The organism is Klebsiella sp. YJ (assembly GCF_002108615.1).
GTDB lineage: Bacteria > Pseudomonadota > Gammaproteobacteria > Enterobacterales > Enterobacteriaceae > Klebsiella > Klebsiella planticola.
This window is the reverse complement of sequence record NZ_MTEG01000001.1, coordinates 101,306-116,718: the sequence shown is the minus strand read 5'-3', so window position 1 is coordinate 116,718 and position 15,413 is coordinate 101,306. Positions and strand designations below refer to the sequence as shown.

The 15,413-nt window shown below is 55.4% G+C and carries 12 protein-coding genes; 3 read left to right on the top strand and 9 right to left on the bottom strand.

The features are described 5' to 3' along the window. Positions 1-56: 56 nt before the first annotated feature. From BV390_RS00515 to manX, 3 genes are read right to left on the bottom strand one after another with little or no spacing between them, the layout of a single operon-like run. On the bottom strand, positions 57-908 hold the full coding sequence (locus BV390_RS00515; protein WP_004863911.1) for a PTS mannose transporter subunit IID: 852 nt from the start codon (positions 906-908) through the stop codon (positions 57-59). Between the two features lie 12 nt (positions 909-920). Next, a complete protein-coding gene (locus tag BV390_RS00510) occupies positions 921-1,721 on the bottom strand; it encodes a PTS mannose/fructose/sorbose transporter subunit IIC (protein WP_004863908.1) in 801 nt (266 codons plus the stop codon). 56 nt (positions 1,722-1,777) lie between these two features. Further along, positions 1,778-2,746, bottom strand: coding sequence for a PTS mannose transporter subunit IIAB (gene manX / locus BV390_RS00505; protein ID WP_046852213.1), 969 nt, complete (start codon positions 2,744-2,746; stop codon positions 1,778-1,780). A gap of 447 nt (positions 2,747-3,193) precedes the next feature. Between manX and yoaE the strand changes: the two genes are divergently transcribed. Next, on the top strand, positions 3,194-4,753 hold the full coding sequence (gene yoaE / locus BV390_RS00500; RefSeq protein WP_032695272.1) for a CNNM family cation transport protein YoaE: 1,560 nt from the start codon (positions 3,194-3,196) through the stop codon (positions 4,751-4,753). 13 nt (positions 4,754-4,766) lie between these two features. Here yoaE and BV390_RS00495 read toward each other — a convergent pair whose 3' ends face one another. The 4 genes from BV390_RS00495 to pabB form a co-directional block, all read right to left on the bottom strand. Further along, positions 4,767-6,377 carry an EAL domain-containing protein gene (locus tag BV390_RS00495; protein WP_032699388.1) on the bottom strand — a complete coding sequence of 537 codons (1,611 nt, stop codon included), beginning with the start codon at positions 6,375-6,377 and terminating at the stop codon, positions 4,767-4,769. A 122-nt stretch (positions 6,378-6,499) separates the two neighbouring features. After that, a complete protein-coding gene (gene sdaA, locus BV390_RS00490) occupies positions 6,500-7,864 on the bottom strand; it encodes an L-serine ammonia-lyase (protein ID WP_032687002.1) in 1,365 nt (454 codons plus the stop codon). A 255-nt stretch (positions 7,865-8,119) separates the two neighbouring features. Continuing rightward, entirely contained in the window at positions 8,120-8,698 is a 579-nt protein-coding gene (locus BV390_RS00485; RefSeq protein WP_032699390.1) for a CoA pyrophosphatase, read from the bottom strand. Between the two features lie 3 nt (positions 8,699-8,701). After that, positions 8,702-10,057, bottom strand: a complete 1,356-nt coding sequence (pabB, locus tag BV390_RS00480) for an aminodeoxychorismate synthase component 1 (protein ID WP_032699391.1) — start codon at positions 10,055-10,057, stop codon at positions 8,702-8,704. Positions 10,058-10,145: 88 nt separating this feature from the next. Between pabB and BV390_RS00475 the strand changes: the two genes are divergently transcribed. Next, positions 10,146-10,325: a YoaH family protein gene (locus BV390_RS00475; protein WP_032687005.1), complete on the top strand. Its 180-nt coding sequence runs from the start codon at positions 10,146-10,148 to the stop codon at positions 10,323-10,325. A gap of 1 nt (position 10,326) precedes the next feature. On the opposite strand, the gene BV390_RS00470 is transcribed toward BV390_RS00475, so the two are convergent. Together BV390_RS00470 and BV390_RS00465 are read right to left on the bottom strand one after the other, a co-directional pair. Further along, complete coding sequence (locus BV390_RS00470; RefSeq protein ID WP_085396354.1) at positions 10,327-12,357, bottom strand: heparinase II/III domain-containing protein; 2,031 nt, start codon at positions 12,355-12,357, stop codon at positions 10,327-10,329. Next, entirely contained in the window at positions 12,357-13,595 is a 1,239-nt protein-coding gene (locus BV390_RS00465) for an alginate lyase family protein (protein WP_032687007.1), read from the bottom strand. Before BV390_RS00465 ends, BV390_RS00470 begins: the two co-directional genes overlap by 1 nt. Positions 13,596-14,121: 526 nt before the next feature. On the opposite strand from BV390_RS00465, the gene BV390_RS00460 reads away from it, so the two are divergent. Beyond that, complete coding sequence (locus BV390_RS00460) at positions 14,122-15,411, top strand: ABC transporter substrate-binding protein (RefSeq protein WP_085396353.1); 1,290 nt, start codon at positions 14,122-14,124, stop codon at positions 15,409-15,411. Positions 15,412-15,413 lie beyond the last annotated feature (2 nt).

Sequence of the window (15,413 nt, the reverse complement as noted above, 5' to 3'; positions counted from 1 at the left end):
CTATCCTCCAGTGAAAAAAAAAGCCGGGGGCAAGCCCCCGGCGGACAACAGGATTATTACAGGCCCAGCAGGCCGATAGCGTAGCCGACGATACCGATGACGAAGAAGCCGACGATAATCCACAGGGCGTTAACTTTCTTACGCAGCAGCCACATACAGGCGAAGGTCAGCAGCAGAGGCACCAGGCCCGGCATCAGCTGGTCAAGGATAGTCTGTACGGTCGTGACGTGAACCTGACCATCTGAACCGGTGATTTTTGACACCACCAGCGGAATGTTCACATGCGTCCACTTGTTAACCAACGCCCCCATGACAAACAGGCCGAGAATTGACGCCCCCTCGGTCAGTTTCTGCAGGAAGCCGCCGCCCATATCCTTAACGATATCGACACCTTTGCTGTAACCGTATGCCACCCCGTAGTAACGGGTCAGCAGACGGACGGCGTTGAACAGAATAAAGAACAACAGCGGGCCTAACAGGCTGCCGCTCATCGCGATACCGGCACCCAATGCCGCAAATACCGGACGCACGGTACCCCAGAAGATCGGGTCGCCGACGCCAGCCAGCGGCCCCATCAGACCGACTTTGATACCGTTGATGGCACCATCATCGATCTCGGCGCCGTTTGCACGCTGCTCTTCCATCGCCAGCGTTACGCCCAGAACAGGCGCTGCGACGTACGGGTGAGTGTTAAAGAACTCCAGGTGACGCTTAATTGCCTGCTTACGCGCATCGTTGTTCTCCGGGTACAGGCGACGAATAGCCGGTACCATAGAGAAGCAGAAGCCCAGCGCCTGCATACGTTCGAAGTTCCATGACCCCTGGAACAGGTTAGAACGAATGAACACGCCACGAATGTCACTCGGAGTGAGTTTTTTCTCGGTGGTATTTTTAGTCATATCAACCATTTCGCTCACCTGTTAGTCCAGTTCGTTATCGAGATCGTTATTACCAGCAGCCTGCGCTGGCGCACCCGCTACGCGGTTGTATTTCGGGCTCAGCTGGATGTAGAGGATAGCCATTACCGCGCCAATCACCCCCAGCGCAACCAGGTTGAAGTTAGTGAATGCGGCGGTGACGAAGCCAAGGTAGAAGAACGGCATCAGGTAGCCTGCGCGCATCATATTGATGACCATCGCATAACCAACGACCACGATCATGCCACCGGCGATGTTCAGACCGCTGGTGACCACTTCAGGAATCGCATTCAGCATGCCCTGAACTTCGCTGGTTCCGACGGAGATAGCCACGATGACCGCCGGGATAGCGATACGCATAGCCTGCAGGAACAACGAAGAAACGTGGAGCCACGAAATCGCCGTCAGGTTGCCATTTTCCGCCGCTTTATCCGCCGCGTGCTGGAAGGCTACGGTAATGGTACGAACGATGATGGTCAGAACCTGGCCTGCTGCTGCCAGCGGGATAGCCAGAGCGATACCGGCGCCGATACCCTGATGACCGGCAATAACCAGAACGGTAGAAATGATGGATGCCAGCGCGGCATCCGGCGCAACCGCCGCACCGATGTTCATCCAGCCCAGGGCGATCATTTCCAGGGTACCACCGATGATGATACCGGTTTTCATATCGCCGAGAACGGCACCGATCAACGTACACGCGACCAGAGGACGGTGGAACTGAAATTCATCAAGTACCGACTCCATACCCGCAATACACGCGACGATGAACACCAGCACAATCTGAAGAAGGGTAATCTCCATTGTACTTCTCCTGTTGATTAAGTCTTAAGTTGAAAATTGGGGCGCGACCCGCAAGGTTATTTCGCCACCTTGCCAATCAGGTCCATCATTTTCAGTTTCTGGTCGGTGGAAACTTTACGGACTTCCAGCTCGATACCGCGGGCATTTAGCTTTTTAAATGCTTCAATATCTTTTTCATCGACCGAAACGGCGTTGTTCACCTGCGTTTTACCCTGACGGAAAGCCATACCACCGATATTGACAGTGGTGATTTTCACGCCGCCTTCAACGACACGTTCGACGTCGGTAGGGTTGGTAAACAGCAACATGACGCGATCGCCTGCGTATTTCGGGTTGTTGTAGACGCGAATCATCTTCGCAACGTCGACAACGTGGGCGGTCACACCCGGAGGAGCAACCTGAGTCAGTAACGTTTTGCGCACGGTATCCGCCGCGACTTCATCACTCACGACAATAATACGGGTAACGTTGGTTTCTTTTGTCCAGCGGGTGGCCACCTGACCATGAATAAGACGGTCATCAATACGCGCCAGGCCGATGACCATATAGTCGTTCGGACCCATTGGTTTTGCCGGGGCTGGCGCTTTGGCTGCTGCCTTAACCGGAGCCGGAGCGACTTTTTCCACCGCTTTCGCTTTCAGCGCCTTCACGCCTTCACGACCGGTTTCTACCGCCAGAGCCACCAGCTCGTCGAACGACGGATCGTCGTCGCGCGCCATCAGCGTTTCGACCAGCATCGGAATGTTGACGCCAGCAATCACTTCGTAATGTTCTTTATCGACGACAATGCGGCTGGCGGCATTAAATGGACTACCTCCCCACGTATCGACGAGAAATAACACGCCTTTAGTTGTGTCCAGCTTTGCCAGCTGTGCGTTGTATTTCTCAATTAGCGTTTCGGCATTTTCACCCGGAACGAAATCGATCCAGCCAACGTTTTCCTGCTCGCCCAACAGCATTTCTGCGGTTTTCAGCAGTTGTTCTGCAGCCCAACCATGTGTGCCTATTACAATAGCAATCGTCACTTGCTACCTCCTTTATTATCGTGAATGCATCATCTGTGGTGATACATCCTGAATCACTCTTGCGAACAAAATCGATTCAGTGAGGGTGTAAGATCTAAAATAATTACTACCGCGAATTATTTTAGATAGTGAAAAAATAATTAATGTGATGAAGATCCGTTAATCACGCATCTGCGACTAATAATTTCGCAGCGCAAAAAATAGGCTTACCTATTGCAAAGACTGGTAAAATTTTTTCCAATCTTCCTCCATTTTTTGCTATGTTTAGCTTCCGTTTAATTACTCAGGAGTATAGGGCATAGCCCGCTGTATGGACCCTCATCGACGTCTTTTCACCTTCTGGCGTTTTTCTGCCGCCGCTACCTGCTACGCTTTTTTACCCGCAACGATTGTCTCTGCCGTGCGTGACATCGCGATGACTCCGTCTGTCGTGAACTGGAGCAACTCATGGAATTCTTAATGGATCCCTCTATCTGGATCGGTTTATTGACGCTGGTCGTCCTTGAAATCGTGCTCGGTATCGACAACCTGGTCTTTATCGCTATCCTCGCGGATAAACTGCCGCCGAAACAGCGTGACAAAGCGCGGCTGATCGGTCTGACGCTGGCGCTGTTTATGCGTCTGGGGCTGCTGTCAGTTATTTCGTGGATGGTGACCTTAACCAAACCGCTGTTCAGCATTGCGGATTTCTCTTTTTCCGGGCGCGATCTCATCATGCTGCTCGGGGGGATATTCCTGCTGTTTAAAGCGACCACGGAACTGCATGAACGGCTGGAAAACCGCCAGCACGATGCCGGACATGGTAAAGGTTATGCCAGTTTCTGGGTGGTGGTGTTGCAAATCGTTGTGCTGGATGCGGTCTTCTCGCTGGATGCAGTCATTACCGCCGTCGGCATGGTGAACCATCTGCCGGTGATGATGGCCGCGGTGGTCATTGCGATGATGGTGATGCTGCTGGCCTCGAAGCCGTTGACCCGCTTCGTGAACCAGCATCCGACGGTGGTGGTGCTCTGTCTGAGCTTCCTGCTGATGATCGGTCTGAGCCTGGTGGCTGAAGGCTTCGGCTTCCATATTCCGAAAGGGTACCTGTACGCCGCTATCGGCTTCTCGATCACCATTGAGTTCTTCAACCAGGTGGCACGACGTAACTTTATTCGTCACCAGTCGACGCTGCCGTTACGCGCACGTACGGCTGACGCTATCCTGCGCATGATGGGCGGGCGTAAACAGCACGCCGTGAGCCATGATGGCGAGAGCCCGGCGCCGGTTCCGGTGCCGGAAGGAGCGTTTGCGGAAGAAGAACGCTATATGATTAACGGCGTCCTGACCCTGGCGCAGCGTTCATTGCGCAGTATCATGACTCCGCGCGGTGAAATCAGTTGGGTGAATGCGGAGCAAAGCGAAGAAGAAATTCGTCGTCAGCTGCTCTCTTCACCGCACAGTCTGTTCCCGGTATGCCGGGGCGAGCTGGATGAAATCATTGGTATCGTGCGAGCCAAAGAGATGCTGGTGGCGCTGGAGGCCGGTGAGAACGTCGCGGCATTAGCCTCGGCTTCGCCGGCGATTGTGGTTCCGGAAACGCTGGATCCTATCAATCTGCTGGGGGTGCTGCGTCGTGCTCGCGGTAGCTTCGTCATCGTGACCAACGAGTTTGGCGTGGTACAGGGGCTGGTGACGCCGCTGGATGTCCTGGAAGCCATCGCCGGGGAATTCCCTGATGCCGATGAGACGCCGGAAATCGTGGCTGATGGCGACGGTTGGCTGATCAAAGGATCAACCGACCTGCATGCTTTACAGCAGGCGGTAGGGCTCGATGACATCGTCGATGAAGATGAGGATATTGCGACGGTAGCTGGACTGGTCATTGCCGTTAACGGCCATATACCGCGTACCGGCGATGTTGTTGAACGGGCGCCGCTGCAGTTTACCGTTCTCGAAGCGAACGACTATCGTGTTGATCTGGTGCGCGTAGTCAAAACGGTACATGACAGCCAGGAAGAAGAATAATCCTCCTGGGTCGTCAGACTGGCCGGTCGGTCTCCGCTGGAGGCTGGCCGGTTTTATTATCCGCCATCGCCTCGACCTGACGTCGGGCGGCCAGCCACTGTGGAAAGTCTTCCACCGGCATTGGCCTGGCATAGTGAAATCCCTGCAGGATATCAACGCCGTGGCGCCGCAAATATTCGTCCTGCCGCTGAGTCTCCACGCCTTCTGCCACCGTCACAATATTCAGCCGGTGCGCCAGCGCAATAATGATATCCGTTACCGTGGCATTGACGCTGTCGATGCCGATAGCGCTGGTAAAGGATTTATCAATCTTCAGCACGTCAGGCCGTAGCTTTTCCAGCCAGGAGAGCGAGCTGTTGCCAGTGCCAAAGTCATCGATTGCCAGGTACACCCCCCTGAAATGCAGATGTTCCGCCATGTGGTGATCGCCGTCCTGCAGCACGTCCCGCTCGGTGAGTTCCACCACCAGCTGCTGCACCGGATAGGCGCTGAACCAGAGTTTATGCAGATCGCGCAGCAGTTCACCCTCGGCAAAGTGGCGAGCGGCGACATTAATCGAAATGTGAAAATGTTTATCGTGGGGGAATAGCGAAAGCTGGCGTGCGGTTTCTGCAATGACATAGCGGGTGAGGGGAACGATCAGGTTGTAGCCTTCGGCGATAGGAATGAACACCTCCGGCGATATGTTTCCCCGGCGCGGATTGTTCCAGCGCAGTAAAATCTCGACGCCGGTACATTTTCCCGAATGCAGATCCTTCAACGGTTGGCACCACAGCTTGAACTCGCGGGCGGCGATACCGAGGCTGATTTCCCGGGAAAAACTCATCCTGCCCGCGGTAGCCAGCCAGGCGATTCCGGTCATCAGTAAACTGAGGATCAACGCCAGCGGCAGTTCGCCCGGCAGTTCGTTGAGGGCGATAGCGGAAGCGCCGGGACCGCTGACGTTTATGGCAAACGGGAACAGGGTCGAATGTTGACGGTATATCACCGACTCGCCGGGAAGCACCGAGTGATCAACTACTCCGCTCCCGCTGATAAAGTTCCGGGTGCCGACGCTCAGTCCAATACCGGTAATCAACGATGATTTTGCGTTGAGAATTAACTCTCCCAGCAGCTCAATATTGATGATGATCATCACGCCATCGGCGCTATTGAAAGCGGAGGGGTACCATTGAATTAAGACTGGAGAGCCGACCAGCAGCGTGTTATCGGTTGAAAAAACCAGCAGCTCCCGCTGGCCTGGCAGGTCGGGTTGCAGCTGATGAATAGGGACGTTGCGATCGCCAAAGATGCTGGAGCAGTAGAGAATATTCGATTTAACCAGGACGATTGAACGCACGGTTTGCAGCGAGGCCGCCAGTTTGCGCAGCGGCAGACGCACATCCTCACAGGGCTTCCCCACCAGCTGAAGCAATGAAAGGTGCTGTTCCGACAACGGGCGTAAAATTTTATCCATCGCCACCACCATTTTATTGGTGGTCATCTGGACGCGCTGCTGATTTAAACTACGCTGCGAAATAAATCGGATCGCCAGCGTGGTCGTCAACGTCAGGAGCGCAACAATCAAACAAATGATAATCCGCTTACGACGGTATGCCGAAATGACCTTTTGTGCATTTTGCATGCGCGACACCCTGTCGACTCTCTGTGTGGAGTAGAATAACAACCGCCATTGAGCAAGTGTAGTGGGTGTAAATAAATAACAGCGGAAAATGCGCCCGTAAGGGCGCATTTGATGGGGAGAGTTTAGTCACACTGAACTTTGATAGCCAGACCACCGCGAGAGGTTTCGCGATACTTGGCGTTCATGTCTTTACCGGTCTCATACATAGTCTCAATGACTTTATCGAGCGAGACGCGCGGTTCGCTGGTGCGGCGCATGGCCATACGCGCAGCGTTGATCGCCTTCACGGATGCAATGGCGTTACGTTCGATGCACGGAACCTGCACCTGGCCGGCAACCGGGTCGCAGGTGAGGCCCAGGTTATGTTCCATCCCGATTTCTGCCGCGACGCAAACCTGTTCCGGGCTGGCGCCAAGAAGTTCGGCAAGACCGGCCGCCGCCATGGAACAGGCCACGCCAACCTCACCCTGACAGCCGACTTCCGCGCCAGAAATGGAGGCGTTCATCTTATACAGTGTGCCCACGGCGCCGGACGCCATAAAGTAGCGAATATAAATATCCGGGCTGACCGATTCGATAAAGTGATCGTAGTAGGCAAGTACCGCCGGTACGATTCCGCAGGCGCCGTTTGTCGGGGCCGTCACCACGCGTCCGCCGGCTGCGTTCTCTTCGTTCACGGCCAGGGCGAACATATTCACCCAGTCAACGACGTTCATCGGGTCGTTTGACAGCTTATCGCTGGCTACCAGCAGACGACGCAGCGCAGAGGCGCGACGAGGAACTCGCAGCGGGCCAGGCAGCACGCCTTCGGTATTCATCCCGCGATCGATACAGGCGCGCATGGTCTGCCAGACGTGAGCAAAATAGTCTTCAATCTCTTTTTTGCTGTGCAGCGCCAGCTCGTTTTGCATCACCATGCCGGAGAGCGACAGCCCGGTCTCCTTGCAATAGGCCAGCATCTCCTGCGCCGATTTGTACGGGTAAGGCACGCTCAGTTCGTTCGCGCTCTCTTTACCGAAGTGCTCTTCATCGACGATAAAACCGCCGCCAATAGAGTAGTACGTTTTGCTGTAGATCTCTTTGTCGCCCGCCCAGGCATGAATCGTCATGCCGTTCTCGTGCAGCGGCAGATTGTCGCTACGGAAACGCATGCCGTCATCCGCCGGGAAGTCAACTTCATGCTGCCCTTGTGCCAACAGCAGGCGTCCGCGGGTTTCAACGTCGCGGATAAATGCCGGTATCGCGTCAATATCGACCGTATCGGGCTGATTGCCCGCCAGTCCCATAATGATGGCGATATCCGTATGGTGGCCTTTGCCGGTTAATGAAAGTGAGCCGTAGACATCGACTGCCACACGGGTCACTTCATTAAGCAATCCCTTTTCGACCAGGTCATCGACGAACTGTTTACCGGCCTTCATCGGGCCTACAGTATGGGAAGATGAGGGACCAATCCCCACCTTGAACATGTCGAATATACTAATCACGCTAATACTCCTGACAGGGTTACCGCAGCGGCGGTAACGATGTGATAACTGCGCATAGTGTAAGAGGGAACCGCACCATCAGCTTAACTATTCACATGAATTAAACTAATGGGTAACGGTGAATTTACTAATGGTGAGAGCGCATTCTCATTTTGAGTATATACCCGAAACAGACACCCGACGACGGCGATAGTGAGGGCGGTGAAGCGAGGGGCGCGGCCGGAATTTCAGCCGCGTCAGGCATGATGAAGAAAACTAAGGTTTAGTCCCGATTTGCAGCGCCAGCTCACGAATAATACCGGCGGTCATTCCCCAGACAAAATAGTGCTGATACCACGACAGCCAGACGCGATGCGAGTTACCGCGGCGGTGAATGTCCAGCGGGTGATAGCGTCCCAAACGCAGCGCTTCAGCGAGCGGCATCTCGAACACCGCTGCGACCTCATCCTGGCTGGCGTGATAGTGGAGATTTGGCGGAATGATGCCGACCACCGGCGTGACCTGGAAGCCGGTCACGCTGTCTACCGGCGGCAGTACGCCGATAATCTCGACCGACTCGGGGGGAATGGCGACCTCTTCCTGGGCTTCGCGCAACGCGGCGGCAATCAGCGTGGCATCGGTGGCGTCCACTGCGCCGCCGGGGAAGGCAACCTGACCGGCGTGTTTACGTAGCCGCGGCGAGCGTTGGGTTAACAGCAATCCCGGCTGCGGACGACGAACGATAGGCACCAGCACCGCCGCCTGGCGCTGATTCAGCGCATTGCGCGAGGGCTGCGGGCGCAGTAATTGAAAACGCGAAAGAAAGTCGTCCAGCTCAAGGGCGCCATCCGCCATGTTCTAGCTCTCCAGTTGTTGCAAAATACGATTAACTTTATCAAACGTTTCCTGATATTCGGCCGCTTCTTCGCTGTCCGCCACGATGCCACCGCCGGCGGAACAGTACAGCTGACCTTGCCAGGCCGTCAGCGTACGAATAGTAATACTGGTATCCATATTGCCACACAGGCTCAGATAGCCGATACTGCCGCACCACGCATTGCGGCGCTGCGGTTCGAGCTCATCGATGATCTGCATCGCCCGCACTTTGGGCGCGCCGGTAATCGACCCGCCGGGGAAGGCCGCTCGCAGCAGGTCGCTGGCATGCAGATGGGCCGGCAGCCGGGCGGTAATGGTGCTTACCAGATGGTGCACCGCCGGGAACGGCTCAACCACAAACAGCTCCGGAACCCGTACGCTACCGGCTTCGGCAACCCGACCGATGTCATTACGCATCAGATCGACAATCATCAAATTCTCCGCCCGATCTTTAGGCGAGCGGGCCAGCTTCTCCGCCTGACGGGCGTCCTGCTGCGGATCGGCCAGACGCGGCAGCGTACCTTTAATCGGGCGGGTCTGAATCTCGCCCTGGCGAAGCTGGATGAAGCGTTCCGGCGAAAGGCTGAGTACGGCGCCATCCTGCAGACGAATAAAGGCGCTGAACGGCGCGCGATTGCCGCGGTTCAGCTGGCAAAATGCCTGCCACTCATCGCCGCAGTAGCTGGCCTGAAAGCGCTGAGCCAGATTGACCTGGTAGCAGTCGCCGCTGTGCAGCCAGGCCTGAACCTGACGAAATTTTTCGCCGTACTGTTCGCGGCTCATATTGGAGCGCCAGGCGGACGTCAGCGCAAACGGGGTCGTTGGCGCGGCAGACTGCGCCTCCAGCCAATGCAGGCGGGCGTGCGGATCGCCATAGCTGAGCAACGATACTTCGCGGCGCTGGTGATCGACAATCAGCGCCCAGTCATAAATACCGACGGCCATATCCGGCAGCGCGATATCGGCGACGGCGTGCGCGGGCAGAGATTCAAAACGGCGTCCCAAATCGTAGCCGAATAGCCCCAGCGCGCCGCCGAGGAACGGCAGATGGGGATGCGCTGGCGGCCTTAATCCGCACCGATCCAGCTGCGTCTGCAGCAGCGTCAGGGGATCGGCCGTTGAGCTGCTCTGCGTCTGACCGTCATCCACCACGGTTGTTTCGCCGCGGGTCAGCAGCGTCGTGAGCGGGTCGGCGACGATAATATCAAAACGGTTATGCGGATGGTCAGCAAAACCAGAATGCAGCAGCATTGCCCACGGGGTCGTGCTTAAAGGAGTAAAGTAACGCTCGGCAGCATCCGGGTGCCATGGCAGGGTAATAATAGCGGGGGACAACATCTTCCTCGATCCTAATCGTCACCGTCCTCTGGAAAATCAGGCGGGCGGCATGAAATAATTACGCCACACAATGTAGCAGGAGTGAGTCATGTTTGCAGGTTTACCTTCGCTGAGCCACGAGCAGCAGCAAAAAGCGGTAGAACGTATTCAGGAGCTGATGGCTAACGGGATGAGTAGCGGTGAAGCCATTGCGCTGGTGGCGAGTGAACTGCGCGCCACGCATACCGGCGACCGGATCGTAGCGCGCTTTGAAGATGAAGACGAGTAAATTACTCCGTGTACTGAGGTGAGAGGCCGCTTTCCGCGAGCGGAAGGATTGCATCAGGCCGTTTCCCGGGCTCGTCGTACAACGTCACGTGCGTCACGCGTTCGCCGCGCCAGAAGGTAATTTGCGTACCGACTGGCGTATGATGCACGGTCACTTCCGTCAGCGGCGCGCGGTTTGCCAGATCCCACAGACACACAAAACGCGCCTGCGGCAGGTGATTGCGTATCACCAGATAGCTGAGATTGCGAATTGCCGGGTTATCGGGTGCCAGCCCTTGCCAGAGTTCACCATCACCGGACAGCCAGAGCGCAACGGTATCGCCACCGCGCGCAAAGTGGCGCGGTTGACAGCCGTTCAGCGGCGTCATGGTTGTTTCGGTCATTCGCCGCAGTGGCCCGCTGAGCGAAAAGGGCTGGGCCGTGCCGCTCTGATCCAGCGCCTGTGCCGCCAGATGCAGCGTCCAGTCGAGCTGCTGGCGATGCGGGTTCTCCACGGAGGATAGATCGATCAGCACATCTTCAAGCCACAGCAGGCGACGGCGGAAGCGCACGTCTCGCCAGGCCGCAGCGTCCCACTCGACGCGGCTATGGCTGTTGAGCTTCGGCGGGGGTTTGCCCCAGTCAACCTCGCTATCCAGCCACAGAGAGTCGTCATCCATATGCCAGCCTAACACCTGCGGATTGGCCGGAGGCTGGTTGCTCTGATTTACGCAAAGCGTATTGTGCGTGGCGCTGTTTTTGTAATAGTCGTAGTGCATTTTCGCGCCGTAGCCGGTGGTGCCCATATCCGTGAGTAGCCAGCCGTTACGATGCCAGAGCATCAGTCCCAGCCGGTCGTAATGGTCGTGTTCGCCCCCCCAGGGACTGTGTTTGATCAATAGCGCCTGCTGCGGCCGCCGCCATAACGTCAGACCCGCGCCCGGCGCAAACAGCGACTGCTGCGGGATGAGCGGCAGGGGGGATTCCGGCAGAGACTGTTCGCGCCATAGCAGGGTTTCACGCGCATCGGGCGCCGTTTCGGTAAACTGCAGGACCGCGGCGTACTGCGGGTCACGCCAGATAAACCAGGCAAACTCGTACAGATCCCGGTGATGGAGCTTCTCCTGCCCGGCGAGGCAGTCATTAAGCCGAGGGAAAGTGCCGTCCGGCAGCAGCAGCGACAGCGGGAACTTCAGCATTGCCTGATACCAGGGGCCGTCCAGCAGGCTCCAGCGGGTGCCGCGCGCCAGTTTCTCGAAGGCGAAAAAGCCCTGCAGCGCGTAATAGTGATAGTGTACGGAGCCTTCGAACCACAGCCCTTCCGCCAGCAGGCCGTGTTCCAACTGCCAGCGCAGGCCGTACGGCTGGTTAACGGCAAACTCCAGCAGCGTGTCATCTTCGAGGACGAAACCCAGTATGCCAAGTGCCGCGCTGATTTTGACTTCATGGTTGTGAATCTGTGGACTACGATGATCGCGCAAAAACGTTGCCGCACAGCGCAGCAGGTTTTCACTGATGTGTCGCTGTTCGCCGGGCGTCAGGCTGTCGCGAATAAAGTCATAACCCAGCGCCATCTCCAGAATGCAGTTGGCTTCGCACAGCGTCTGGGCGTTCATCTTTCCCGGTCCGTTGTTGGGAATATCGCCGTGAATCTCATAGCCGGGATAGACATCCGCGTAACCCATAAGCAGCGTGCGAACTCTATCGCGATACGCCGTTTCGCCGGTCAACTGCCATATCAGTCCGAGCTGCTGGCATGCGCTGGCGTTACGGCCGTTCATCTCGCGCCACCAGGCACCGTCCCACGGTTCGCCGCAAAATATTTCGCCATCAACCGGGCAGGCATGCTGGTGGGGGGTACCCGCTCGCCACGTCAAGCGTACGCCGTGGTGCGGACAAAAGTAGTAGAGATTCCAGCTGGCGATCCCTGACTGCGGAATGAGAACCGCTGCCTGAAGTACCGGCTGTGCATCCTTCACGAGCCGTTCAAGCAGTGCCTTATCAGCGGCTGCACGTCCGACAATGTTGGGCCAGAGCCCGGAAAATTGTTTCATTAGCGGTTATCCCTGACCTCTGATGATGCGGAAAGCGGGGCGATGAGCGTAGTGATATCGTCGGGATATTTCGCCCGCAGCCACTGCGCTTTGTCACTGAACAGCGCATCTTCCGGCCAGGCGTGCGCGGCGGTGGCGATATTGCGCAGCGCTTTCTTGTCGTCCATTTTATCGATGTCTTTCCAGGGCCACGGGGTATCGCTGTCAATAAAGCTGGCGATGTACTGATAGCCTTTGCGCAGGCTATGGCCATCAAGGGTGAAATTCCAGATGTCGACGCCCGCTTTCTCGCCCAGTCGTCCGAGGCGGTTATAGGCTTCGAGGTTGAAATTGCTGTAGTGCCACGGACGCGTGCGCTCCAGTTCGGCCATCTGGCGGCCTTCGATATCAAATTGACCCGCAATACGCCGCAGCTGGGTGATGTACAGGCGCTTTTTCGCCTCGTCGATTTTCCCGCTGAACAGGGCGAAGGCGGCGGCCTGCATATCGAAATAGCTGCCGTGATTGTTATGCCAGTTCTCTTCTTCAAAGCCGTTCTGGCTGGTGGTCATCCACTGGTAATAGTCGCCAAACCACTGCTTTAATGCGCTAACGTCGTTTTCACTCAGTGCAGCTGAGGATTGCAGCAGGGCGATTGCGTCAACGACGTCAACCAGCGCCCGGCTATCAATAATGCCGATACCGCGTCCGGTATTAATACCGGGAATGGCTTGCGCATGCTGCAGGTTGGGGGTCATACGCGTCTTTGGATCGAGGAACCAGGTCCTCAACTGGGCCGCCGCCTTTTGCGCATAGCGATCGTCGTGGGAGAAGTACCACGCCAGCGCCAGCGTTGAGACGTCGTTACTCATCTTTACCAGCCGGTTTTTATCGGTGGCATCGCTATTGGCATCCGGGTTGGTTTGCCCATCCTTACGAATATAAGGCAGTCCGTCTTTGGTATCAGGGTTCGGCCACCAGTAGGGAGGGAAACTGTAATAGTCGTGCTTGTTGCCGCTGGCGGCGACCAGCGTTTTATCCATCACCGAGAACAGCGGATGCTTGAGCGCCAGATCGGCTTTTTTTAGCAGAGCCGCTTGTGCCTGCACAAATAGCGGATCTTTCGCGGCAATCTGCTGGCGGCTGAAGGCTAAATCCTTTCCGTCTAGCGTGTACGGCTCAGCGGCATATGAGGAGGCGCTAAGGCCGGAACAAAACAGCGCAATGCATAACAAACCTCGGCGAGGTATTGAGTTCATCGTGATAACCCTTCTACAAATATGAGAAAAGATAACAGCAGAATTATACCTGACGCGTATTTAAATGACGCATGAAACAGGCAGTGTAATTAAAAACAATATATTTGAATGTTCGCTGGCGAGCAGTGTAAAAGACAAAGTGATTTTTTTTGTGATATCCATCAAGTTTATTGTTATGGATAAATAATGACGTTTTTAATGCTGGGCACATCACGGAATTTGGCTTTTTTCTATATTTTTTGAATGTTTTAACAAATTTAATAAATTATTAAGGCATTGATTTTTATTGTTATTTGTTTTTTGTCACTTTTCTTGTCACTTTTTGGTGTGATCTGCCTCAATTTTCTTGTTTTTGAAACGCAATTTCTTTTTTTGCATGGTTGTATTGGGAAATACATTTCTATCTAATGAATGGAAATATTTCTTGCGTCAGCTGTATTAACGCCTGAGCGATATTCAAACTCCTTTTCATGTATTAATTGAGAATTTAATTACCTTTGTGCTCTACAATAAAGGATATGCCATCATGTCTGCCAATAAATTACGCTCCTTATTACTTCTCACCGCGCTCGGGCTCGGCGTCAGCCAAAGCTATGCCGCGACTACCCTCAACGTCTGGATCCGCGCCAGCAATGACTCGAAGAATATCTACAAACAAGAGGCGGAAAAGTTTGAAGAAAAAACCGGTATCAAAATTGAGTATTTCAACGCCACTACAGACTTTGAACAGCGGCTGGCGCGCGCCACTGCCGGCAACGCCTTACCCGATCTGATTTTTAACGATGCGGCCTCGCTGGGGCAGTTTATCCAGTTGGGTATTGCCGAAGAAATTGACCCGCAAGCTATCGCCGGCGGCGACCAGCTATTCCAGACGGCATGGAAGAGTACTCGCTATATCGACGGTAAATACTATGGCGTACCGACCTCCGCGCAAACTTTCGCCCTGTTTGTGCGCAAAGACTGGCGGGAAAAACTGGGGCTGCCGCAGCCCAGGAGCTGGGATGATATTCGGGCCCTGGCAAAAGCCTTCACCACCCAGGATCCCGATGGCAACGGCAAAAATGATACCTACGGATTTATCGTTCCCGCCTCGACGACGCGCGGCTACGCCAGTTGGTTTATGAGCAGCTTTATCTGGCAGGCGGGCGGCGATTTCGTTAAAGAAGAGAGCGGAAAATTCAGCGCCTCGCTTAATACGCCGGAAGTGGCTGAAGCGATGACCTTTATGCGCACCATGATGTGCGAAAAAGTCACCCAGCCGGGCGCAATTAACGCCACCACCGCCGACGTTATCCCCTCCTTCCGCTCCGGACAGAGCGGTATGTTCTTCAGCGGTCCGTACCATATTGCGCTGTTCGATAAAGACCCGGGTAAAGACAACTTTGAAGTGGTTCCGGTAGTGGGGCCGAAAGGCGAAGCCACTCTCGCTGAAGGTACCACGGTCTTTATGATGAAGAGCAGTCAACAAAAAGAGGCGGCGCGCCAGTTCATTGAATTCATGATCTCCCCGGAAGGCCAGGAGATCGGCATGGGTAAAGGCAGTCAGCATATTCCGGTGGTGCGTCTGCCGGTTAACAAGAACGTCGACGTTAAGGACGTTTATCAGGATGCGCGCTGGGAAACCTTCGCCCGGCTCTATAACGAGCAGGGACGCTACGTGCCGCAAATTCCCAACTGGACGCCGGTGCGTCAGGCGGCAGCCGAAGGCTTTAACCGCATTTTTGCCGACTGCAACAGCGATATCACCGCCGGGCTGAAGACTCTCGACGGCAAGGTTAACGCTGAGCTGAAAAAACAAAATGTGCTGGCTAACTGAGG

Coding starts and splice junctions, on each gene's coding strand:
- BV390_RS00475 (WP_032687005.1), top strand. CDS start 10,146: ATGTTTGCAGGTTTACCTTCGCTGAGCCACGAGCAGCAGCAAAAAGCG.
- BV390_RS00495 (WP_032699388.1), bottom strand. CDS start 6,377: ATGCAAAATGCACAAAAGGTCATTTCGGCATACCGTCGTAAGCGGATT.
- BV390_RS00465 (WP_032687007.1), bottom strand. CDS start 13,595: ATGAACTCAATACCTCGCCGAGGTTTGTTATGCATTGCGCTGTTTTGT.
- BV390_RS00485 (WP_032699390.1), bottom strand. CDS start 8,698: ATGGCGGATGGCGCCCTTGAGCTGGACGACTTTCTTTCGCGTTTTCAA.
- BV390_RS00460 (WP_085396353.1), top strand. CDS start 14,122: ATGTCTGCCAATAAATTACGCTCCTTATTACTTCTCACCGCGCTCGGG.
- BV390_RS00510 (WP_004863908.1), bottom strand. CDS start 1,721: ATGGAGATTACCCTTCTTCAGATTGTGCTGGTGTTCATCGTCGCGTGT.
- pabB (WP_032699391.1), bottom strand. CDS start 10,057: ATGTTGTCCCCCGCTATTATTACCCTGCCATGGCACCCGGATGCTGCC.
- yoaE (WP_032695272.1), top strand. CDS start 3,194: ATGGAATTCTTAATGGATCCCTCTATCTGGATCGGTTTATTGACGCTG.
- BV390_RS00515 (WP_004863911.1), bottom strand. CDS start 908: ATGGTTGATATGACTAAAAATACCACCGAGAAAAAACTCACTCCGAGT.
- BV390_RS00470 (WP_085396354.1), bottom strand. CDS start 12,357: ATGAAACAATTTTCCGGGCTCTGGCCCAACATTGTCGGACGTGCAGCC.